The organism is Spirosoma validum (assembly GCF_014699035.1).
In the GTDB taxonomy this organism is placed as follows: domain Bacteria; phylum Bacteroidota; class Bacteroidia; order Cytophagales; family Spirosomataceae; genus Spirosoma; species Spirosoma validum.
In genome coordinates this window covers 360180-384200 of record NZ_JACXAA010000005.1, presented here as the reverse complement: position 1 = coordinate 384200, position 24021 = coordinate 360180, and the positions used below count along the sequence as shown (strand labels likewise).

The window sequence follows — 24021 nt, the reverse complement described above, 5'->3', positions numbered from 1 at the left end:
TAAAAGGCGGGTATTTATCCGATACTTTTCAACCCGACCATGTATCCGACAGGGGTAAATGGTCGGGTTTGTTTTTAGGTATAAAACCGTTCATAAACCCGCTCTCTGATCAACCCGCTTAAATCGATGAATTCCGCTTCGCTGGTGATGGCTGGAATCGACATCAAGCGCATTGGGACCGCTGATTTTTCTGCCTGATAAGGCGGCTGGACATAGTCAAATGGATTTAATGTGAATCCCTGTCGTTCGTAAAATTTGATCCGTCGATGACTGATTTCGTCGATAGGTCGCTCAACTTCCAGGATAATATACTGGGTAGGAATACGTACTAAAAGCGACAGCGCCTGTTGACCAAAGCGTTTTCCGCGCTGTGCAGGATCAATGGCAAAATGCTCGACGAAGACAATATCGTCCCAGTGCCAGTAACTAATGAAACCCACTACTTGATTGTCAGAGATCAGCGCGCAGAGGTTCATATCTGAGCGGGGGAGCAGCTCAACGAGTTCGTCGGCCTGTCGTCGCTCATCAGGTGGGAAGGCGTCTGTGTACCAGTTTCGTATCGTGGCCAGGTACGGGTGCCCATCCGTGATTCTTAAAAAAGTCATAAAGTAATTTTGGTATTTTAATCTAAATTTAATCTTATCTTGATCGAGTTATCTTTATCCAAGTTTTATAACTATCTGGCGGGTAATTAGTTGAGTTTTTAATGGGCTCGGAGTATATTTGATTTCCGAACAATATGACTAATCGACAATACAACTTTTGGGTGTACCGGGTTCTTTGCCTGTTAATGGCTTTGCACCTGGTCAATCTTAGTGTTGACGTGCAGGATATGATGCCCCTGACTGGTCGGATGACCGTCAGCGATGAAAAATTGTCGGTTAATAAAATTGAGAGCATCAGTGAGTTTTTATTGGAAGAATGCTTCGGCATTCAGGACGCTGTGCCCGAACACGATGATCCAGATGATGAGTCTGAACTAACCGAGCAGGAGCAGGATTACGACTTCAACCAGCTTTTTGTATTTGCGCCCTTACGGGCAGTCGTTCAGTTTCTGTTAACGGGGAATGTGTCCTTTTGGCCTGAGCCTGTTTCTGTACACGTACAGGAAATCATTGCTCCGCCCCCTCAACCCACGATTTAAGTCAGGCTTCGCTCCTGATCACAACGCTACTACGGAATTATCGTAAGTCTACTAATCAGTTAATCAACTGGTTAGTGTTATTTCTGTTTCTGGAAAACCGGATTGCCGGATGGTTCGCTCCAGCGCCTTCTGGTCACACCCAATTGTTCTGTACTTCCTTATGAAAAACATGTTAAGATCAAGTATTCTCCTGATAAGTATACTGTTCATCGGCTGCTCCGGTGATGAAAAGAAAACCGAGGAGCCTGAAAAACTGACGGTACCGGTTGTCCAGTTAACCCAACAACCGACAACTCTGCAACGTGATTACGTAACGACCCTCGAAGCGGTTCGAAATGTAGAAATTCGGGCGCGTGTGTCGGGGTTTCTGGAAAAAATTCACGTCGATGAGGGCCAAACGGTTCGCCAGGGTCAACTACTGTTCAGCCTGAACGCGGCTGAATATCGGGTTGGACTGGAAAAGGCGCGTGCCGCGTTGAAGAGTGCCGTGGCGGAAGCGAAAACGGCCGAGGTGGAAGTAGGTCGGGTAAAGCTGCTGGTCGACAAAAAAATCGTTTCGCCGTCGGAACTTGATCTGGCAAAAGCCAAACTGGATGCGGCCCGTGCTCAGATTGAAGGGGCTCAGTCGGCCCAGGAAACAGCCGCCTTGCGACTGGCACACGCCAATATCCGGGCTCCGTTCGACGGCGTCATTAACCGCATTCCGTTCAAAATGGGCAGTCTGATCGAAGAGGGTGCCTTATTAACGGAAGTGTCTGACATTCATGAGGTATTTGCGTATTTCGACGTATCGGAAAAAGAGTATTTAAGCTTTATAAAACGAAATCGAGACCTGGTCGGAAAAGGCGGTCAGGAGGTTGAGATGATGCTGGCGGATGAAACGCCTTACCCATTCAAAGGACGTATCGAAACCATGGAAAGCGTCTTTGAGGAAGAATCCGGTACGATTGCTTTCCGGGCGAGGTTTCCGAATCCGAAAAAACTACTGAAACACGGCTCATCGGGAAAGGTCAGACTTCCCAGTCTCGTAAGCGACGCATTGCTGGTGCCCCAGAAAGCCGTGTTTGAAGTGCAGGATAAAAACTACGTATTTGTGGTCGATGCGTCGAACAAAGTAAAGTCACGAAGCTTCGAGCCACAGGCCCGGATTGGCTTAAACTACATTGTTCGTTCAGGGTTGAAACCGGGTGAGCGGGTTGTTTACGAAGGTATTCAGAATATTCACGATGGCGACCAGATTGTTCCCCAGGCGATTTCGACTGACAGCCTGCGTCATGACCTGGCTAAGCAGTAACAGTGACCAAAATCCTCTTCATGCATGTTCGATTTATTTATTAAACGCCCGCTGTTGTCGGCCGTGATTTCAGTGCTGATTACGTTGCTGGGATTTCTGGCGTTGTTGGGTTTACCCGTTACCCAGTTCCCCGACATTGTACCTCCGTCAGTAATCGTGACGGCTAAATATACCGGTGCAAATGCTGAAGTGGCGACGAAAGCGGTAGCCATGCCGCTTGAACGGGCCATCAACGGGGTGCCAAACATGGTATATATGAACTCCGTGTCAGGAAACGATGGCTCGACGGTTATTCAGGTATTTTTTAAAGTAGGTACCGATCCCGATCTGGCGGCCATGAGTGTTCAGAACCGCGTAACAACCGTGCTGGACGAATTACCCACGGAAGTGACCAAATCAGGGGTATCTACCGAGAAAGAGGTGAATAGTATGCTGCTGTACCTCAACGTGTTAAGTGATGATCCCACCGCTGACGAAAAATTTATTTACAATTTCGCGGATATTAACGTACTAGCCGAGCTGAAACGAATCGATGGCGTTGGCGTGGCTACCATCATGGGTGCTCGTGAGTATTCGATGCGGGTTTGGCTAAAGCCTGACCGCATGACCTCGTATGATTTATCGGCCGATGATGTCATTGACGCCATTCGTAAGCAAAACGTAGAAGCTGCTCCCGGGAAAGCGGGTGAAAGTGCCGACCGGAGTCCACAGATGTTGCAGTACGTATTGCGCTATACGGGTAAATTTTTTGAACCGAAGCAGTACGAAAATCTCGTGTTACGGGCTGAAACGGACGGTTCGATTCTTCGCCTGAAAGACGTAGCGGATGTAGAGTTTGGCTCACTCAACTACGACGTACTGTCGAAAACCGACGGGCGTCCCTCGGCGTCGATCATGCTCAAACAACGGCCAGGTTCCAATGCGCGGGAAGTCATCAACAACGTAAAGGAGAAGATGGCGGAATTGAAGAAAACCAAATTCCCGCCGGGTATGAACTACAACTTTGCGTATGACGTATCGCGCTTTCTGGACGCATCGATTCACGAAGTAGTCAGAACCCTGATCGAAGCGTTTGTGCTGGTGTTCCTGGTCGTTTTCCTGTTCCTGCAGGATTGGCGATCAACCCTGATTTGTGCACTGGCGGTTCCGGTGGCACTGGTCGGTGCCTTTGCCTTCATGAGCACCATTGGTTTCTCGATCAACCTGCTGACCCTGTTCGCGCTGGTACTGGCGATTGGGATTGTGGTCGATAACGCGATTGTGGTCGTTGAGGCTGTTCACGCCAAAATGGCCGAAGAAAATTTATCGCCGAGAGCCGCTACGTTTGCGGCTATGAAAGAGATCAGCGGTGCGCTTGTTGCTATCACGCTGGTGATGTCGGCCGTATTTGTTCCCGTAGCATTTATGTCGGGGCCGGTGGGTATTTTCTATCGGCAGTTTTCGCTGACGCTGGCGGTGGCCATTGTTATTTCGGGTATTAACGCCGTTACGCTTACCCCGGCTTTGTGCGCGTTGTTGCTTCGGCCAACTCACGGTCATGAAGCAACTGGATTACTAGGGCGCGTTTTTGCTCGGTTTAATCGGGGATTCGATGCCTTGACGGGTCGCTATCAGAAACTACTCCGGCGGGTTGCCAGCCGGGGTATCGTTACATTGGCGATGTTGGCTTTGTTTGCCGCTGGAACTTGGGGCATAAGCTCAATATTGCCAAGTGGTTTCATTCCGACGGAAGATCAGGGTATGATTTACGTGAACGTAACGACGCCCGTTGGCGCGACCGTTAAGCGTACGGAAGACGTAATGGACAAGATTGAGAAAGTAGCCTCAAAAATGGAATCGGTCGAAAACGTGTCGACCCTGGCCGGTTTCAGTATGATGACCGATGGAAATGGCGCTTCGTACGGGATGGGTATGATTAACCTGAAAAGCTGGGATAAACGTAAACAAACCGTTGATGACGTCATTGCTGATCTTGTCGAAAAAACCAAAACGATTCAGGATGCCAGCATCCAGTTTTTCCCTCCGCCCACCGTTCCGGGTTTTGGTAACTCCAGCGGTTTTGAATTAAGATTGCTCGATCAGACGGGAACGGGCGATCTGATCAAATTGAAGAAAGTAGGCGATAAGTTTATTGCTGCCCTGAAAAAGCGGCCTGAAATTGGGAATGCCTTTACGAGTTTCGACCCCAGTTTCCCGCAGTATCTACTCCACGTCGACCAGGATAAAGCCGCTCAGAAAGGGGTGTCGATTGAAAACGCGATGGGTACGCTGCAAACGATGATGGGTAGCTTTTACGCGTCGAACTTTATCCGCTTCGGGCAGATGTATAAAGTGATGGTGCAGGCATCCCCTGAATATCGAGCCAAGCCAGAGGACGTATTGGCCTTGCGGGTAAAGAACGATGCGGGGGAAATGGTGCCTTATTCCAATTTCGTACGACTGGAAAGGGTGTATGGGCCGGAGCAAATTACACGCTATAATATGTACATGTCAGCGCTTATCAACGGCGAACAGGCTCCGGGGTATAGTAGTGGCGACGCGCTACGTACCGTGCAGGAAGTGGCTGATAAAGAGTTACCACGTGGGTACGTATTTGCCTGGTCGGGTATGTCACGGGAGGAAGTGCTATCGGGCGATCAGGCTATTTTCATCTTCCTGATCTGCCTGGTTTTCGTCTACCTGCTGCTAGTAGCACAATACGAAAGTTTATTCCTGCCGTTGCCAGTGCTGTTGTCATTGCCCGCCGGGATTTTTGGATCGTTTTTGTGTCTGCAACTGGCGGGGTTACAAAACAACATCTACGCGCAGGTATCGCTGGTGATGCTGATTGGTTTGCTGGGGAAAAACGCCATCCTGATCGTGGAGTTTGCCAACCAGCGCCAGAAGGAAGGTCTTCCGATCGTGAAAGCGGCCATTGAAGGTGCTGTCACCCGCTTACGGCCCATTCTGATGACATCGCTGGCGTTTATCGCCGGGCTGATTCCGCTGTGTATTGCATCGGGTGCCGGCGCACTGGGTAATCGATCTATTGGTACGGCAGCAGCCGGAGGGATGTTTATTGGAACGGTGTTCGGCTTAGTACTGGTGCCGGGCCTATACGTAGTGTTTGCCAAACTTGCTCAGCGGTTTGATTCAAAAGATTTGTCCAGCGATGACGAAAAACTCGACTCTCTTTCCACCAAAACGAATGCGAATGGTGCCGTTCTTCAGGAATCGTAACACGTCCTCTTTTTTACTGAGTTTATTTTTTGCCGGCAGCATCAGCAGTTGTCGGATTCAGCATACTCCCGCACCAGTGCCCAGGCTCCTGGTGCCCGAATCATATGTTGGCAGGACCGATTCGACCGGAATTGGGGCATTGCCGCACCAGACGTTGTTTACCGACCGAAATCTGGTGACGCTGATCGATACGGCGCTGAGTCGTAATCCTGATTTAAGGATTGCTTTGCAGCGTATCGAAGTAGCCAGGGCTAACTTTGGCATTGCTCGCGGAGCTTTACTGCCGCGGGTCGATGCCGTAGCGACCGCAGCCGTCGATCGCTATGGACGCTATACCCTGAATGGCGTTGGCAATTACGATACCAATTTGTCAGGCAACGTAACGGGCCAAAGCCTGATACCGAATCCTACCCCAGACTATTTTGTTGGCCTGCGCAGTTCATGGGAGATTGACATCTGGGGTAAACTTCGCAACCGCCGACGGGCGGCCCTAACACGGGTTCTGGCTTCGCAGGAAGGCCGAAACCTGGTTGTTACATCGTTGACGGCTGATGTAGCCCGATTGTATTACGGATTACTGGCCTTAGATGCAGAACTGGAAATCATCGGTGATAACGTCGAGTTGCAACAAAAAGCCCTCGAACTGGTGCAGGTTCAGAAAGATGCGGGCCGGGTAACCGAATTGGCTGTTCAACAATTCAGGGCGCAGTTGTTGAATACGCGTGCGCTGGAGGGTGGTGTGCGGCAGCAGATCGTTGAAACAGAAAACCAACTCAATACACTGCTAGGCCGCTATCCACAATCAATAGCGCGGGGGGCATCCATCGAAAAACAGTCCTTACCGGCCACCGTATCCGCTGGCATACCGGCGCAACTGGTACGTCGTCGCCCCGACATCCGACAGGCTGAGCGCGAACTGGAAGCGGCTAGTGTCGATGTTGCTGTAGCACGGGCTGAATTCCTGCCATCGCTCAACCTGACGCCGTATCTGGGCTTTAATGCTTTCCGGCCTGGGGTGTTACTCAGCCCGCAGTCGCTGACACTGGGTATATTCGGGGGACTAGCGGCCCCCATATTCAACCGTCGGTTGCTGAAAGGAAACCTGACAATATCGGTAGCGCAAAGCCGCGAAGCGTATTACACGTATCAGCGGGCCATGCTGACGGGGGTTTCTGAAGTGGTTAGCAGCCTGAAAGGACTGGAAAACTACCGGAACGTAGCGAGTCTTCAGCAGCAGGAGGTAGCCGTACTTCGACAGGCGGCTACTACGTCGAATGAGTTATTCGCCAATGGATATGCTACGTATCTGGAAGTTATTACAGCGCAACGCAATGTACTCGACGCAGAGTTGTCGTTGATCAACACCAAACGGGCACAGTTCCTGGCACTGGTAGATTTATACCGCGCTTTAGGCGGAGGGTGGCAATAGTCCATGCTACGACGGTGTTTACGAACGTAGCGGAAAGTGTGTTCTGACTGAGACAAAATGATTGTATAGGTCTGTTGTTTAATTTTTTATATCGTTTACATAAGGTTCTTTAGCTGATGTAAAACCATGAGATCGTTTGTGAGTTATTCATAAAATCATTCACCTGCTAAATCAAAACGTATCATGAAACGATTTTTCTTCAACTTAGTTGGCCTGGTAAGTATCTGCCTATTATCAGCTCTCCCTGGACGGGCTCAGTTTTCTGTTGGTCTACACGGTTCCTTAGCATCGGGCGATGCCAAAGGCTCGGAAACATTTTATGGCGGGGGCATCAATGCCAAACTGTTTCTGTCCTCTAAACTGGACATTGGTATTGGTCTTAAAGCCTTTGGTGAAAACCGAAAATTTGAAGCGGTCGGCCAAAGCTTGGAATATTCGGCAGGAATTATTCCCATTACCGGCATGATCGACTATTATTTCACGGATAGCTTTTTGCGCCCTTATATTGGTGCAGAGGTAGGTGTTTATGCCACCGGTTACCGGATAAAATTTAATAATCAGGAAACCAGCAAAGTAAATTCAACCAACGTAGGTGTTGCGCCCAAAGTAGGTCTCATGCTTGCCTTGGGGAATCTGGGTATTTTTGCCGAAGGCGACTATAACATTATGTTTGGTAACAAAGACGGCAGCGCGAATGTAGGTGGAGTTGGTAACGTCAACTTCGACCGAACGACAAAATTCTTTATGCTGAATGTGGGCATACAAATTGGTATTCCAACAACGAAGTGATGGAGCGAGCGCCGGGCTTGATTAGTAAATAGCTCAATGACTGTAGCTAGTTAAAGCCAGTTTAATTTATATTTCTTATGACTCAGTTTTTGCTTGTTTTATGGCCCTTTTATTGTACTATTCTTAGTGATTTTTTATAAGCAACTTGTAAGCAACGTTATGTTAAGGGAATATTTCAAGATTAACCACTCTATACAAGCAGCAGCAACAGGCCCAATTGTCCTTTAGAAAGGGGATACGAAAACCTTCTATTATGTTAATGAAATATCTATAGATTAGCAACGTAATTGCTTTGTTAACTTATGAATATCTATAAAACGACTCTGCTAGTCACCGCTGCTTTTATCGTTTTAGCTACTCTGGCCCGAGTACCATTGCCTCACGGTCTGATCTTAATATTACGGATTGCCAGTTGCGGTCTGGCCATTTATAGCGCTATCCTAGTCAAGGATTCTATCGTTGCCGTAATGGGCCTACTAATGATTGCTGTTTTGTGGAATCCGTTTGTAAGTATTGGTTTTACTCAACCCACACGGAGTACTGTTGATTCGGTAGTGGCTTTCACTTTCGTTCTGTTAGCCTTACGCCCATTAAAAACACAGAATGAAGAGTAGCTTTACATAATGCCACTTATACAACAAAATGGACTCACTAAACTCAACGAATAAATATGAACACTCAACCGATCACAAAATCACTCGTTTCTTGTCTCGACGCCTATTTTACTGATAGCCACGCTTATTATTTCTTGCTCAAAGCCTGAACCCGCTGAGCCAGGTACCATTCTGCCAGCTAGTTATCAGCTCAAAAACATGCGGTATTATTTGGGCGTGGGTGATCGAATCGATACTACAACACAGCAATTGAAGGGGGCAAGTGTACAAAATCCGAGTAGTGCTTCGTCAACTCAACAGGTAACAGAGGACCTCAGTGAACTGATTAAAACATCTCAATTTACCTTAGATCCTGCAGCCCAATTGCCCATAGAGTTTGACTTAAGCAAGTTTGAGGTACATATCCCTCAAGAGCAGTACGGTAATGGTAGTAACTCCTTTGTTCAATCCATCGACACATACCCGCTTAGCTCTAGTCAACAACAAAAACCATATGTTCCTAATCGGGGAGCAACATCAACCATCAATATTCCTCCAAAGTCAAAAATTGATATCATTCGTCAGATTGACGCTTATCAACTCAGTTGTTCTTTTGAGTGCATTTTAGAAAATACAACAAGCGGTCAACGTTACTCCTTAAAAGGCAAATGGCAGGGTATTTTTCAGTATAATAATTTAGACGTCACCCTGAAGCAATCGGCTTTATAGTGTTTTGTATTATTCGACTAATATTACACTTCTGTGAACTAGCAGAGTTGTGATTTTATTCTCTTTACATAATCTTATTTATTCAACAAGACTGAGATAAGCACAATTTTTATAGTGATATATACTTATCACATATTATAAATTTTTCTATATGCTAAAACTTAAGAGTTTAGTATTTATAAGCCTTCTTAGCTGTTTAATTGGTTGCAGAAGTCGATATTTTACAGTTTATGATGTTAACAATAGCAAACTTTTCTAGTAAAAAATAAATCGATTTTACCATACATTGATCCCCCAGTTATAATTCGAGTGAGAGGGTATCTAAATGGGAAAGCAGTAGTGTATATTCCAAATGGACCGAACAAAATTGATCCCTCTTATTCATTAGAGATTAAAGGGCATATAGATAAAGCATTTACAACGGCTTTTACTTATACTCAGTTTTCTGTTGTTTATGAACCTAAAACGGCAGACAACGGCTATCTATTGATTGAAGTAGATGCACCATAAATAAGTGCAATGTCGAATCCTTCACTCTCATTTCAACGCATCCATCGCCTTTTTCACGGCGGCAAATTGGCGCTTCTTTTGCAGGACGGTAGGAGCGGCTACCCGTTCGCGGCAATCGAAAATACCGCATCGTTCGCAGGTTTGGTTGACTACCCGGAAGGGAATATCAGTTAGGGACTTCACATCGTGCGACTCAGCCAGAAACTTCATTTTACTTTTCAGGGCGTCGTTCACGGCAAAGCACATCGATACGCTCATGTTTTGCTGAAATTGCGGCTGAAAGGGGTGAGCAACCGAAATGATCAAATACTGCAGACCGGAGTCGGCATATTCAGAGAGTTGCGCCCGGCAGAGGGTGCTGTCGAAGCCTTTGTTTTGCTGCAGAAATTGTAGCTCCTGCAGGATCGTCCAGGCAATCCAGCGACGGCAGAAATGCTCGTCGACAATCCCACGCGGCCCCTGCTGCCGCGATAGATGCATCTCCTTCGTCAGCTGAAACGTCGTTTGGCCCGGTACGTGGTTAAAGCGGTAGAAAAACAGCTGATCGATGCCAAACTGACTGGGCAGTACATTACTCAGCCGGTAGAAGAACCGCTCGGGCGTAGCGCCGAAGTCCGTAATGAGCTGGAGAAAGGCGTCGTTGCTCCAGGCATCACGGGCAAATAATTCACTCAGCTTGGCTACCAGTACGTCGCGCCGAATCAGAATGGCACCCGCAAAATAAGACGCTTTATAATTATTGAGCATCTGCTCAAATGACTCTGCTTCGACCCATGAATACGTATACGGCCGATTTTTCAGGTGCATAAACTGAAACCCTACTTCACGCGCCAGTATAAACGCCCGTTGTTCTACCGATAGGCTGGCATTGAGGTGAAGTGTCTGGTGTTCAGGTCGGAAAACCGAACGTAGTGAGACCAATTCCGGTTGCGCCAGTGGGTCAAAATACTCAATATGAACGCCGTAACGGGTTTTAAGCAGATTAGTCAGTAGCCCTTCTGTGATGGGCTGACTGGGTGTGGGGGCAAATTCGCTCAGAAACCGATCGGCGTCGGCTTCAATCTCCGGAAAATAATTATCATGGAGTTCCTGATAAGACCGTAACATCGTCAGGTACAGTCGCTCAACGCTCATGTTGTAACTCAGGGCAATGTCCATGAATGTACGAATCATTGCACTGACTTTAGCGGGCGCTTCGGCCAGTAGTTCCAGCAGATCAGACGGATCGATACCAAAGAGTTCAAGCGGAATTTCGGTCAGAAATTTAGACCGTAGCAGGTCTGAGATAGGCTCTAATTTCTTGCTGAGTTTTAGCGATACAAGCGTGTCGTACTCCACCTGCATGGCATTGGCCAACGCTGAAATTTTATCCGCTTTCGGATATTTTCGTCCCTTTTCGATTTCCGTTACGTACGAAACCGACAAGCCGGATTGCTGCGCCAGTTCACTGACCGACAAGCCTTTATCGAGTCGGAGTTGACGTAGTTTCAGGCCAAATAAAAGGCGGATATGATCGGCAGGAAGGTTCAAGGAATAGGTAGTAATTAGTGCCCAGGCTCATTAGTCAGCAGCGAACTGAGATGCCAGGGATGAGCCAAATTATAGTGTAAGTGACCGTCTTCTACCGAAAGCGGACTATCGATATTATTGGTGTAAAGCTGACCCGTTCCCAATCCCTGTGGCATCAGGTGTTTGAATTGCGCCGTATATTGTGCAATGGCGTTTAAACCAATATTCGATTCCAGCGCCGACGTAATCCACCAGCCAATATTCAGCCGTCCAGCCAGCTCGATCCATTCATCGCAATGACGAAGACCACCCAGCAAGGTTGGTTTCAGTACGATAAACTGAGGCTGGATTTTTTTCAACAACCGAAATTTATGTACGTACTCCATCTGCCCGATCAATTCTTCGTCCAGTGCGATCGGTAGGGGAGTGTGTTGGCAAAGTTCAGCCAGAAAATCGGACTGACCCGCCCGTATGGGTTGCTCAATCGAATGCAGATCGTACGTAGCAAGTCGTTCCAGTTTGGTCATCGCTTCGGCTGGTTGAAATGCACCATTCGCGTCAACACGTATCGTGATATGATCGGCTTTATAACGATCCCGGATCATGGCCAGCAGATCACATTCCTGTTCAAAATCGATAGCGCCGATTTTGAGTTTAAGGGTCGTAAATCCTACGCGTAGCTTTTCGTCGATCTGCTGCCGCATGTAGTCTGAGCTGCCCATCCAGATCAGACCATTAATAGGCAACGTCCGTTGGCCTGCCGTAAAATCAGACGCCTGAATGATGCGGCATCCTCCCGACAGAAAATCGAGCATCGCCGTTTCGAAGCCGAAGAGAATACTCGGGAATTGCGGACTGATGATCTGGTTAAGAACAATCGGTACGTTCCAGCGGAAGAGTTGAAGGTCTAACTCGGTAAATTCCTGGCAATATTGGCGCAACTGATCTTCAAAATCGGCTCGGTCATCGTAGCTCAGCCCCTGCAACGGGCCACACTCACCATAGCCGACAATTGTTGGCTGACTGGTATCGTAGAGCCGTATAAAATAGGACGTTTTTTCCGTAAGGGCGCCGCGCGACGTACCAGCTTTGACGCGAAATCGCAATGTATATGGAAGGTAGTCGGCTTTTAAACTCATTGTCCCAAACGGTGAGAACGGGTATTCCCAATCCTAAAAATACTACTTTTGACTGCTCAAGCGGGCAATATTACGAAATTATTAATGAAGCGTTTTGTTGTAAAATGTTTACTCCTACCATTCTCTGGACTTTATGGGCTAATTACTTCATTTCGTAACTGGCTCTTTGATAGTAAGTTATTGAAGTCAACTCAACCTGGTGTCTACTCCATTTGCGTTGGGAATCTGACCGTAGGGGGGACGGGGAAAACGCCAATGATCGAATTTTTGATTAAACGGTACATCGTTGGTGCTTCGGTAAGGGCAGGAGATACAGCAACGCTAAGTCGTGGCTATGGGCGAAAAACAAGCGGCTTCCGGATCGCAACCGATGCTGATACGGCCGAAACGACCGGTGACGAGCCGCTGCAACTGTACCGAAAGTTTAGCCCGCTGGTGCGCGTGTGTGTAGGGGAGCGTCGGGTGGAGGCTATTCAGACGTTGCTGGGAGAACATCCCGAAACAGCCCGGATTCTGCTCGATGACGCCTTTCAACATCGGCCCATCCGGCCGCATCTGAACATTCTCCTGATGGATTACAATCGTCCATTTTATGACGATTATCCCTTCCCGGCGGGGCGCCTGCGCGAACGGCGGAACGGCGCCCGGCGAGCCGACGGCATTGTTGTGACCAAATGTCCAATGAATCTGTGGACCACTGAACAAAAGCGGATTATTCAGCAGATTCGCCCGTATGCCCGTCCAGAAACCCCTGTTTTTTTTGCTGGTCTTCACTATGATCAGCCGGTTTCGTTTGCTACGTATCAACCAGTTGCAAATTTGACAGACGTCGTGTTGGTATCGGGTCTGGCGAATGCCGGGCCGCTCGAACAGTACGTTCGCCAAACGTTTCGCTTACATCACCATCATCAGTTTGCGGATCATTATGCCTATACCCGTGCTGATCTCGACGATGTTCTAGCTACATTGCCCCTGAATACGGCTGTGCTGACAACGGAAAAAGATTGGGTAAAACTCGACGGGTTGCTTACGCCGAATGAACGCGCAAATTTGCCTTTGTTTTATTTACCCATAGCTGTACAGTTTCTTCCTGGTTATGAGCAGCTATTTACTCAGTTTCTCGCTTCGGATACCCTTAAAAATCGTTAACTGTGCATGTGCCGTTTCGCCTGTCCGCTGTTTTCGTGTACTTTTGAGCTAATGAATCGGCATCTTTTTGTCTTCTTTATATTTTTCAATCTGACCTTGTCGGGTTGGGCCCAACAATTTCCGGGTACTACCCAAACGCCGGGCGGTTTTGGCGGACGGCAGGCCATGCCAACATCAACGACCGGAACTAGTGGTATCGATGACACAACGAAGGTTATTTACGGCCCGAAGTCAACCCGCTACATGTTTGAGGAGGATATCTTTAATAATCGCCGGAAACTGTATACGCTGGACACGACGATGGACGATGTACATCGGTTCACCTATGTGCAGCGAAGCCAAAATCAATACCAGGATTTAGGGACGCTAGGTACGCCGATGCGCTCCGTATTTGTGCCGGTTCCCAATCAGTTGGGTGCACAGTCGGGCTACACCGTTTTTGAGCCATACGCTTACCCGACCATGAGCGTCAAGTATTTCGACACGAAGTCGCCGTTCACGGATATGTACGTAGCGTTGGGGGGGAATAACCAGAATATCCTCCGCTTCGACATGGCGCAGAACATTTCTTCTCGCTGGAATGTGGGTTTTGACGTGCAGCGGTTTACGTCACAAAAACACTTCGGTACCAGCGGAAATAATGACCCATACAAGCTCCTGGCGCAAAACTGGAGCTTCCTGTTGCATACCAATTATCGCTCGAAAAACGATAAGTACACCTTGCTGGCTCATTTTAACAACATGAACCACAGCCTCGATGAGCAGGGCGGGCTCGTACCAGGCACCATTGAAGCCAGTGCCGCCATTATTGGCGATTCGCGCTTACGGAGTCCAAGTTCCTCGCTTCAGGGGCCACATGGCTGGGAGATACGGAATGGGTTGCATGCTTACCAGCAGTACATACTGGATAAAGGATTTCAGCTCTATCATCGATTCGACTATCGAATCCAGAAGAATTTTTACCAGGATGATACGTTGCGGTTGAACCAGTCCGTTACGTTGGCCGACGGCAGCGCACTTCGATTCTACCCGTCGATTCTAGGCGATACGTCGCGTATTGAGCAACATACCCGTTTTCGGCTCTTCGAGAATCAGTTTGGTCTGAAGGGCGTTGCGCAATATAAAGGCGCTTCGTTCAATTACCGGGCATACCTCCGCATCCGGAATTACAACCAGAACACCCGTTACAACACCTCGCGAACGACCTATAATGAGTATGACATTCCGCGCACGGAGAGCTTTGTCGGCGGCTGGTTAGGCTATTATTTTCCCGATAGCTTGTCGCAGATAACGGCTGAGCTGGAATACCAGGTTGGGGGCGGCTACCGGTTGCAGGGGCAATTCGACAGTAAGTTTCTGACGGCGGGCTACTCGTCGATGTTCATCAATCCGACGCTGTTGCAGGAGCGATACCAGAGCATGATTTTTCAATGGCGGAATAACTTCAGCTTACGGGGGTATAACCACGCCTTCGGAAAATTGAACCTACGCTATAAAAACCTGCGTCTAGAACCAGGCTTGGATTATTATCTGCTCAGCAACTATACGTATTTCGATACAGAAGCCGTTGCCCGGCAGGACCCTGGGTCGTTTAGTGTGCTTCGGACCGGTCTGGGCTATCACATACCTTTTGGAAAGTTTTCGCTGGCTGGACAGGCGTATTACACGGTTCAGTCGCGATCGGATGTGCTGCGAACGCCACCATTTTTTGCTAATGCGAGACTGCAATATGAGTTTCTGTATGCCAAAGTACTCTATATACAGACTGGAATCGATCTGCACTATAAATCACCTTATTACGCTGATGCGTATATGCCTGTTACGCAACAGTTTTACCTCCAAAACAACCAACGGGTGGAAGGCTACGTACTGGCTGATGTCTACGCTAATTTACGCATTAATCGAACCCGACTGTTTGTGAAACTCACCCATGCGAACCAGGGCGTGTTTGCGCCGGGCTACTACGTGGCGCCTGACTTCCTGTTGGTGCGCCGGGGATTTGCGTTTGGGGTAGATTGGTATTTGTTTGACTAGTCAAAGTATACCAAAGCGGTTTTCTGCTTATATATGCAGTAAATTCAAGCTTCTGCGTGTTGGTTTATTACGAATCAGGCATTCACAGGTAACACATTTTTTCTCAACAAAAACAGTAAACTCTCACGTTCTGCATGGACCCATTTCAGCTAAAAAAGGCTCCAACCACATACGATGTTGCGATTGTTGGCTCAGGTGCCGGGGGCGGCATGGCGGCTTATACGCTGGCGAAGGCTGGAGCAAAAGTCGTATTACTGGAAGCGGGTGGTTATTATGACCCCGCCGATCCAAAATACATTACTCAACTGAAATGGCCCTGGGAATCACCCCGGCGGGGGGCTGGTACAACCCGTGCTTTCGGCGATTTCGACGCAGCCTGGGGTGGTTGGGACATCGAAGGCGAACCCTATACGACGGCGAAAGGCACGGAATTCTATTGGTTTCGGTCACGAATGCTCGGCGGACGTACCAACCACTGGGGACGTATTTCGCTACGTTTCGCACCGGATGATTTTCGACGGAAAAGCATGACGGGCGTGGGCGAAGACTGGCCCATCGGTTATGATGACCTCAAGCCGTTCTACGATCGCGTCGATCGGTTGATTGGGGTGTTCGGTTCCATCGAAAATATGCCATCTGAACCAGACGGGATCTTTCTGCCCCCGCCTAAGCCTCGTCTGCACGAGCTGATGATTCGGAAAGGGGCGCGCAGTATTGGGATTCCGGTGATTCCGTCGCGGCTGTCGATGCTCACCAAGCCCATCAACGACGAGCGTGGTCAGTGTTTTTATTGTAGCCAGTGCGGTCGGGGGTGTCAGGCTTATGCCGACTTTTCATCTTCATCAGTTCTGGTCAAACCTGCCCTCAAAACGGGGAACGTAACGCTCATCAACGGCGCCATGGTTCGGGAAGTGTTAACCGATCCGGCTACGGGTCTGGCCACGGGGGTTAGCTACGTCGATACGCAAACATTACAGGAAGTAACTGTCAGGGCCAAGGCTGTTATGCTGGGAGCCAGTGCAGGCGAAACTGCGCGGCTGTTGCTCAACTCCAAATCGAGTCGTTTTCCAACGGGTCTGGCCAACAGTAGTAACGTAGTAGGCAAGTACATCAACGATTCAACGGGCGCATCCCGGTCGGCATTTGTGCCTGCTCTGATGGATCGCAAACGCTATAATGAAGACGGCGTTGGCGGTATGCACGTCTTTACGCCCTGGTGGCTGGATAACAAAAAATTAGATTTTCCGCGCGGTTACCACATCGAATACTGGGGTGGTATGGGCATGCCTGCTTACGGGTTTGGCTGGGGGATCGAAGCCATGAACGGTATGATTGCTGCCCGTGATGGTAGTAAGAAGCCGGGCGGAGGATACGGAGCCGGGTTAAAAGACGACTTCCGACGCTTCTACGGGGCCTATGTAGGCATGGCGGGTCGTGGTGAACCTGTTCCGCTCGAAAGCAATTACTGCGAAATTGATCCGAACGTAGTGGATAAATACGGGATTCCGGTCTTGCGGTTCAACTACAAATGGTCGGATTATGAGGTTAAGCAGGCCAAGCACATGCAGGATACCTTCGAGGAAATTATTCATTCGATGGGGGGAATAGCCCTGGGCGATAAACCGAATGCCGCCAATAGCTACGGCCTCGAAGCGCCGGGTAAGATCATTCACGAAGTGGGTACGGCTCGGATGGGCAATGACCCCAAAACGTCGGCATTGAATAAATTCCAGCAGGCACACGACGTAAAGAACCTGTTCGTCATTGATGCCGGGGCTTTTCCATCGCAGGGCGATAAGAACGTAACCTGGACCATTTTGGCCAGTTCGATGCGGACAAGTGAATACTTAATTGATCAGGTCAAACAAAAAAATATTTAACAAACAGGAGAAAGGAGGAAAGGGATAGGGAGCAAAACGGATAAAAAATAGTCAGCGACCTCTCTTCCCATTCCTCCTTCCTCCCTTATCCCTTTTTCCTATGAAACGCAGAGATTCCTTAAAAGCCCTCTCGCTCACTGGTTTTGGTTTGGCTGTTAACCCTGCTGAAGCTGCCGTACCGCCACCACCCGACGTTAAACCATTGAAAATTCCGGGCGGACGGCAGAAGTTTGAAGCCGAACGCGACGCGAAACTCATGGCCGAGAAATTCTTTACGCCCCATGAGTTACAGACCGTTACGGTGCTATCCGATATTATCATTCCAGCCGATGCAAAGTCGGGTAGTGCATCGCAGGCGGGTGTACCGGCCTTTATCGAGTTTATGATGAAAGACCAGCCGAGAAACCAGACGCCTATGCGGGGTGGGATTCGTTGGCTCGATAACACCTGCGTGAAGCGCTACGGGAAAGCCTTCGTACTCTGCACGAAAGCGCAACAAATTGATATGGTTGAGCAGATCGCTTATCCGGGCAAGGCCAAACCTGATATGACGCAGGGGGCTTCGTTTTTTAGTTTCATGCGTAACCTGACCGCAACAGGCTTTTTCACCAGCCAGATGGGAATCAAAGACCTTGGTTACGTCGGCAACGTACCGAACCAGTGGGATGGCGTACCCGATGACGTACTGAAACAGTACGGATTAGCGTACGAAGAGCGCGAGCTGACCCAGGGGAAATAGAAAAAATAAATTGAAAAGTAAAAGGGCAGGGCTTGATGAGCATCTGCCCTCTTTTTTTATACAAATCAATAAATGATAACGATCGAATAGAGCGCTCCAAATAACCTGGGGAACTAAGAACTATTTAGGTAACGTAACCCTCGCCAGATCAGTCGTATCGTTAATAAGACAGTAAAATCCGTAACTTTTTCCTGTCTTGTTTCGTCCTTCCTCCCCAAAATTTAGTACTTTTACATCCCGTAACGACCTAAACAGGTTTCAATCATGGCGGCTACGGGACCAAAATCCGCAAAATATATTTTTGTTACAGGCGGAGTAACTTCATCACTTGGCAAAGGCATCATTGCCTCATCACTGGCCAAACTTCTTCAATCACGGGGGCTTACGGTAACGATCCAGAAATTCGATCCGTACATCAATATTGACCCCGGTACGCTTAATCCATACGAACACGGCGAATGCTACGTTACCGACGACGGGGCCGAAACAGACCTTGATCTCGGTCACTACGAGCGGTTCCTGAACCGCCCTACTTCGCAGGCGAACAACATTACCACGGGGCGTATTTACAACAACGTGATCACACGCGAACGTCGGGGCGATTTCCTCGGGAAAACGGTGCAGGTCGTGCCGCATATAACCGACGAAATCAAACGGAACATCCGACTGCTCGGCGATACGGGTGAATACGACATTGTCATTACCGAAATCGGTGGTTGCGTGGGTGACATTGAGTCATTGCCGTTTGTGGAGGCCGTCCGGCAGTTGAAGTTTGAATTAGGCGAGAAAGATACTCTCGTTATTCACCTGACACTGATACCTTATCTACAGTCAGCGGGGGAGCTGAAAACCAAGCCGACTCAGCATTCAGTACGTATGCTGCTTGAAAATGGGGTTCAGCCCGATATAATCGCCTGTCGCACCGAACATCCGTTGCCCCAGGATATTCGACGGAAAATCGCGCAGTTCTGCAACGTGCAGGTGAGTTCGGTCATTGAAGCCATCGACGCTGAAACGATTTATGACGTACCGCTTTTGATGCAAAAAGAGCGACTCGATCAGCGAACGCTGTATATGCTCGACCTGTATAATGACAAAGATGCGGATCTGGACGCCTGGAAAGGATTTCTGGGACGGCTCAAAAATCCCGGAAATACCGTCCGCATTGGTCTGGTCGGCAAATATGTGGAATTGCACGATGCCTATAAATCCATTGCCGAGTCGTTCATTCATGCCGGAGCAACAAACGAATGTAAAGTTCAGCTGGAATGGATTCAGTCAGAGACCCTGGTTGATGAGCACCACTGCGCCGAGGTTTTGAGTCAGTTAGACGCCGTGCTGGTTGCCCCGGGTTTTGGTGAACGGGGGATCGAAGGGAAAATCAACGCCGTTCGCTACGTTCGTGAACAGGGGATTCCATTCCTCGGAATATGTCTGGGCATGCAAATGGCCGTTATCGAATACGCCCGTAACGTAATGGGTGTCGACGATGCGCACTCGACCGAGATGGAACCGCATACCGCCAACCCGGTCATCAGCATGATGGAATCCCAGAAAAATATTACGGATAAGGGGGGCACCATGCGCTTGGGCGCGTATGCCTGCAAACTCAAACGCGATTCGCTGGCACACCAGATTTATGGTAAAGTCCAAATTAGTGAACGCCACCGGCACCGCTACGAGTTCAACAATGATTACCTCGATGCGTTTGAAAAAGCGGGCCTGCGACCAACGGGGATCAATCCTGAGACAGGACTGGTTGAAATCGTCGAGTTGACGACCCACCCCTGGTTTGTGGGCGTACAGTTCCATCCCGAACTGAAAAGTACGGTGATGAATCCGCATCCGCTGTTCGTGCAGTTCGTACGAGCGGCTCTTGCCTACAGCCAGAAAAAGCAATTGGCACCTGATTCCACATCCGATATTTCGACCGCCCGTGTAGAAACTGCCGACGTGGTTGATTAAGCGGGCAGATTGGCGTAATTTTGCAAAAAAAGTCGATAGTCGATCACCCACAGTGATGCGATCGACTATCGACTACTAACTAAATGGATCGTAATCAATTAATTGGCATTGTCCTGATTCTGGCGATGCTGGTCGGCTACCAGCTTCTGGTGCCGAAACCCGCGCCCGAGAAGGAACCGGCTCAAAAAACGCAAACTACTAAACCAACAACGACATCGGGGGCGGCAGCTGCTATCGACAAAGCCGAACAACCCCTTGACTCAGCCGCGGCAAAAGCACAATTTGGTGATTTCGCCACGGTCGCTACCGGAGAGGCCCGGGACATTGTTGTTGAGAATAAAGATATTCAGGTAACGTTTACTACGCAGGGTGGTCGGGTAAAACAGGTTGTCTTGAAAAATTACAAGACCTACGATCAAAAGCCATTGGTGCTGATTGATGACCAGAGTAGCAAGACGCTTCTCGAACTGCCAACCAATCGCGGGAAGGTTGATTTACATAAACTGTATTTCCAGACCACAGCCCAGAACAGTACGGTAAGCGGACAATCACAGCAACTGGTTTTCCGGGCCGAAGTCGCGCCCGGCCAGTCGGTTGAACAGGTGTACACTATACCTGCGGAAGGCTACGTACTGAATTATGGTCTGAAACTGAATGGTTTGTCGAATACGGTTACGAACGACAACATTCGGTTCTTCTGGGAGGACAAGATGCGGCAGTACGAAAATGACCTGAGCAATAACCGCCGGGCTGCCACGATCAATTACCTGACCGCCGACGAGAACTTTGAGAACCTGACTGAAGGCGAAAGCAATCAGGAAGCGACGCTCGAAGAGCCCGTACAGTGGTTTACCATAAAGCACAAATACTTTCTGTCGGGTTTTGTCGCGCAGAACGGTCCGTTAACCAAGGCTGGGTTTAAAACCTTAGTCAATCCGGCTGACAGCAGTGTAGTCAAAACGGCTGTTGCCGACGTCATGCTCCCGATGGCCGACGTAAAAGCGGGTAAAGGACAGTATAAATTTTATTACGGTCCCAACGATTTTCAACTGTTGGGCAGCGTAGCGCCTGAGTTTGATCGGAACGTTTACCTGGGGTATTCAATCCTGAAGCCCATCAACAAGTATTTCTTCGTGCCCATGTTCAACTTCCTGGAGAAGTTTATTTCGAACTATGGGCTACTGATCGTAGCGCTGGTTGTGTTCGTCAAGCTGGTTCTAACCCCGTTAACGTACAAGTCCTACGTCAGTATGGCCAAAATGCGGGTGTTACAACCCGAGCTGAATGAGATGAAGGAACGTGTCGGCGACGACATGGCGAAGCAGCAGGCCGAGCAGATGAAGCTTTATCAGGAAGTGGGGGTAAGTCCGCTGAGTGGTTGTGTGCCGGTAGTGGCGACCATGCCGATTCTGTTTGCCCTGTTTATGCTCTTTCCGAACCTGATCGAGTTACGGCAGAAGTCATTCCTGTGGGCGAACGACCTGTCAACCTATGATGCGTTCCTGAAGTTTCCTGCGCTGCCGTTTATTGGCGGTCACCTGAGCTTATTTACGGTATTGATGACGGCTTCCTCCATTGCCTATGCGTATTACAACAATCAGACGACCCCAACGCAACCCGGACCGGTAAACATGAAGGCCCTGAGCTACGTGTTCCCGCTGATGTTTATGTTCGTTCTGAACTCGTATCCGGCTGGGTTAACGTTCTATTACTTTGTGTCGAACATTGTGACCATTGCCCAGCAACAGCTTATCCGTCGATTTGTTGACGAAGACAAAATCAAGGCTGTCCTCGAAGAAAATCGCCGAAAGAATGCATCTGGACAGGGAAAAAAACCAGGTGGGTTCCAGGCGTTGTTACAACGACAGCTTGCTGCCGCCGATGAAGCCCGGAAGCAGGCTGAAGAAGCACAAAAACGAGCTAAGCAGAAAAAATAAAATACAAGGAAAATGGGCATGTAACGATACGATCCAGCAAACGTCAAACCTGGTGGTGTTTAGTTTTCATTGACCATTGTTTACCACAAAAGCAACGTGAAAGCGTTGCTTTTGCATGAATAACCTTGATAACCATGAACAATAAGTTTTATTGGTTGAACCTGATCGGAGTTTGTGTAGTAACGCTGCTAAGCTATCGCGAAGTTACGGCGCAGTTGTCGACTGATGCCCAGAAGCGATATAATACCGCTGTTAAATTGGTGCAGGTTGGCGATTACGAACGGGCTAAAACGGAGTTGAACGTACTGATTCAGCAGCGTAGTGCTCTGTCAGCCTATGCGAATTATTATTATGCCCTTGCTGCTTTTCGCCAAAGGAATTTTAGCCTGGCTCGCTCGAGCGTCAGGCAACTCATCGAAGGATTTCCGAATTGGCGCAAAATGGACGAAGCCAATTATTTGCTGGCGGCCATTTGTATGGAAACGGGTCAGTACGAAGATGCGCTAACCGCTTTGCAAAAAATAGGCGATCCTGGGTTACGTCCAGACGTAACGAAACTCGAACAAAATTTCCTGACTCGGCTAACAGACTTAAATCGCCTGAAGCAACTCAATAAGGCTTTCCCGAGTGACCGAACCGTTGGACTGGCGTTGATCGATTTAATTCAACGATCATCCAGCGATAAAGATGATCTGGAATTATCCGATCGGCTCACGAATCGCTTTGGTGTACCGGGAGCGGCAAATGGCCAGCCAATGATTACGTCGACGGGCAGCTCTTCGGTTAATCAGTCATCCGCATCGGTTCCTTTGCCTGGGCGAACTACCCGTCCGAAAGGCTACTATAATGTCGCCGTCATGTTCCCATTTCGACTGGGTGAGTTCGATGCGGAAAAACGGGTCCGATCAAATCAGTACGTGTATGATTTGTATGACGGGATTAAACTGGCTAAAAACAAGCTTCAGGACGAAGGCATAACCGTCAACCTGTTTGCTTATGATCTGGACAACGATGCGAACAAAACGCTTGAACTAGTGAATAGTCCGGCGTTTGCGCAAACGGATCTGATCATCGGGCCGCTATACGTAGAGCCCAATCGCATTGCCTCTGCCTACGCGAACCAAAATAACATTTTGCTATTGAATCCCATTGCCACCAATAGTGAGCTGGTCACGAATCAGCCCTGGTCATTTTTAGCCCAACCTTCCCTGAGTCAGCAGTCGCAGAAAGTGGCTGAGTTGGTCCATAACTTAAATGGCGGTCGTCGGGCGGCTATTTATTTCGGTACGTCCCGTAAGGATTCTTTAATGGCAGCCGTTTATTTAAATGAACTTAAACGTCAGAATTACCAGATTCTTGACTTTCGGAAGGTAAGTGGTACAGCACAAACAATGGCCGACGCCATGAAATTAACCGGTCTCACTACGCCAGGCCGGTCTTTGAGCGCGACTACCCCCCAAATTCCGGTAGCACTCAGTCACGTTTTCTTTGCCAGTAGCAACGATGAGGATGGTGCCCGAATGCTCGAGGCCATGAGTCGACGAAAGGTTAACGCGCCACTGATTGCTACCGCGTCAGCTTTTGATTTTTACAAAAACTCACTCTCAACATTTACCCGTCGGGATCTGTATTTATTGTACCCCGACTATATCGACTCGTCGCGGGAGCCAGTTGTCCAGTTTCAGGAAGAGTACGTAACGAAACGAAATACGATCCCATCCGTTTTTGCCAGTGAAGGGTATGACATGATGCTGTTTTTTGGGCGCCAGCTAGCGAAAAATGGTACGCAGCTACGTAATAGAGCCAGTTTCCATTCCGATACGGACGACTACCTGTTGTCCGGATTTGATTATACACAAATGAATGAAAATCAAATCGCTCCGATCGTAAAATACGAAGACGGGCGGTTTATAAAAATTAATTAGCGAGTGAGTGAATACGATTTGCGTCTGCTATTCGCTC

Annotated in this window: 18 protein-coding genes; 15 read left to right on the top strand and 3 right to left on the bottom strand. The window is 48.8% G+C overall.

Annotated elements, in window-relative coordinates; all coding sequences use genetic code 11:
• Window positions 1–74: 74 nt before the first annotated feature.
• The gene (locus IC230_RS16120) at window positions 75–605 is read right to left on the bottom strand and encodes a GNAT family N-acetyltransferase (RefSeq protein ID WP_191040066.1); all 531 of its coding nucleotides are present in this window, start codon (window positions 603–605) and stop codon (window positions 75–77) included.
• Window positions 606–739: 134 nt separating this feature from the next.
• Between IC230_RS16120 and IC230_RS16115 the strand changes: the two genes are divergently transcribed.
• From IC230_RS16115 to IC230_RS16085, 8 genes are all read left to right on the top strand, one after another.
• Entirely contained in the window at window positions 740–1144 is a 405-nt protein-coding gene (locus IC230_RS16115) for a hypothetical protein (protein WP_191040065.1), read from the top strand.
• A 160-nt stretch (window positions 1145–1304) separates the two neighbouring features.
• Window positions 1305–2438 carry an efflux RND transporter periplasmic adaptor subunit gene (locus tag IC230_RS16110; RefSeq protein WP_191040064.1) on the top strand — a complete coding sequence of 378 codons (1134 nt, stop codon included), beginning with the start codon at window positions 1305–1307 and terminating at the stop codon, window positions 2436–2438.
• A 24-nt stretch (window positions 2439–2462) separates the two neighbouring features.
• Window positions 2463–5657: an efflux RND transporter permease subunit gene (locus IC230_RS16105; RefSeq protein WP_191040063.1), complete on the top strand. Its 3195-nt coding sequence runs from the start codon at window positions 2463–2465 to the stop codon at window positions 5655–5657.
• Window positions 5632–7086, top strand: a complete 1455-nt coding sequence (locus IC230_RS16100; protein WP_191040157.1) for a TolC family protein — start codon at window positions 5632–5634, stop codon at window positions 7084–7086. The genes IC230_RS16105 and IC230_RS16100 overlap by 26 nt, the downstream gene beginning before the upstream one ends.
• Before the next feature lie 183 nt (window positions 7087–7269).
• Entirely contained in the window at window positions 7270–7875 is a 606-nt protein-coding gene (locus IC230_RS16095) for a porin family protein (protein WP_191040062.1), read from the top strand.
• A 302-nt stretch (window positions 7876–8177) separates the two neighbouring features.
• On the top strand, window positions 8178–8489 hold the full coding sequence (locus IC230_RS34795) for a DUF6804 family protein (RefSeq protein ID WP_394355493.1): 312 nt from the start codon (window positions 8178–8180) through the stop codon (window positions 8487–8489).
• Window positions 8490–8687: 198 nt separating this feature from the next.
• Window positions 8688–9197 (top strand): hypothetical protein, encoded by a 510-nt coding sequence (locus IC230_RS16090; RefSeq protein WP_191040061.1) that lies wholly within the window; start codon window positions 8688–8690, stop codon window positions 9195–9197.
• A 309-nt stretch (window positions 9198–9506) separates the two neighbouring features.
• Window positions 9507–9707, top strand: a complete 201-nt coding sequence (locus IC230_RS16085) for a hypothetical protein (protein WP_191040060.1) — start codon at window positions 9507–9509, stop codon at window positions 9705–9707.
• Between the two features lie 27 nt (window positions 9708–9734).
• On the opposite strand, the gene IC230_RS16080 is transcribed toward IC230_RS16085, so the two are convergent.
• Both IC230_RS16080 and IC230_RS16075 read right to left on the bottom strand, forming a co-directional pair.
• The gene (locus tag IC230_RS16080; RefSeq protein ID WP_191040059.1) at window positions 9735–11237 is read right to left on the bottom strand and encodes a helix-turn-helix domain-containing protein; all 1503 of its coding nucleotides are present in this window, start codon (window positions 11235–11237) and stop codon (window positions 9735–9737) included.
• A 14-nt stretch (window positions 11238–11251) separates the two neighbouring features.
• A complete protein-coding gene (locus IC230_RS16075) occupies window positions 11252–12355 on the bottom strand; it encodes an o-succinylbenzoate synthase (RefSeq protein ID WP_191040058.1) in 1104 nt (367 codons plus the stop codon).
• An 84-nt stretch (window positions 12356–12439) separates the two neighbouring features.
• On the opposite strand from IC230_RS16075, the gene lpxK reads away from it, so the two are divergent.
• The 7 genes from lpxK (at window position 12440) to IC230_RS16040 (ending at window position 23984) form a co-directional block, all read left to right on the top strand.
• On the top strand, window positions 12440–13504 hold the full coding sequence (gene lpxK, locus IC230_RS16070; protein ID WP_191040057.1) for a tetraacyldisaccharide 4'-kinase: 1065 nt from the start codon (window positions 12440–12442) through the stop codon (window positions 13502–13504).
• A gap of 51 nt (window positions 13505–13555) precedes the next feature.
• A complete protein-coding gene (locus IC230_RS16065) occupies window positions 13556–15538 on the top strand; it encodes a putative porin (protein WP_191040056.1) in 1983 nt (660 codons plus the stop codon).
• A 134-nt stretch (window positions 15539–15672) separates the two neighbouring features.
• Entirely contained in the window at window positions 15673–17418 is a 1746-nt protein-coding gene (locus tag IC230_RS16060) for a GMC family oxidoreductase (protein ID WP_191040055.1), read from the top strand.
• Between the two features lie 100 nt (window positions 17419–17518).
• Window positions 17519–18157 carry a gluconate 2-dehydrogenase subunit 3 family protein gene (locus IC230_RS16055; protein WP_191040054.1) on the top strand — a complete coding sequence of 213 codons (639 nt, stop codon included), beginning with the start codon at window positions 17519–17521 and terminating at the stop codon, window positions 18155–18157.
• Window positions 18158–18421: 264 nt separating this feature from the next.
• Window positions 18422–20122: a CTP synthase gene (locus tag IC230_RS16050; RefSeq protein WP_191040053.1), complete on the top strand. Its 1701-nt coding sequence runs from the start codon at window positions 18422–18424 to the stop codon at window positions 20120–20122.
• Between the two features lie 83 nt (window positions 20123–20205).
• On the top strand, window positions 20206–22059 hold the full coding sequence (gene yidC / locus IC230_RS16045; protein ID WP_191040052.1) for a membrane protein insertase YidC: 1854 nt from the start codon (window positions 20206–20208) through the stop codon (window positions 22057–22059).
• A gap of 134 nt (window positions 22060–22193) precedes the next feature.
• Window positions 22194–23984 (top strand): tetratricopeptide repeat protein, encoded by a 1791-nt coding sequence (locus IC230_RS16040; protein ID WP_191040051.1) that lies wholly within the window; start codon window positions 22194–22196, stop codon window positions 23982–23984.
• Window positions 23985–24021: the final 37 nt, after the last annotated feature.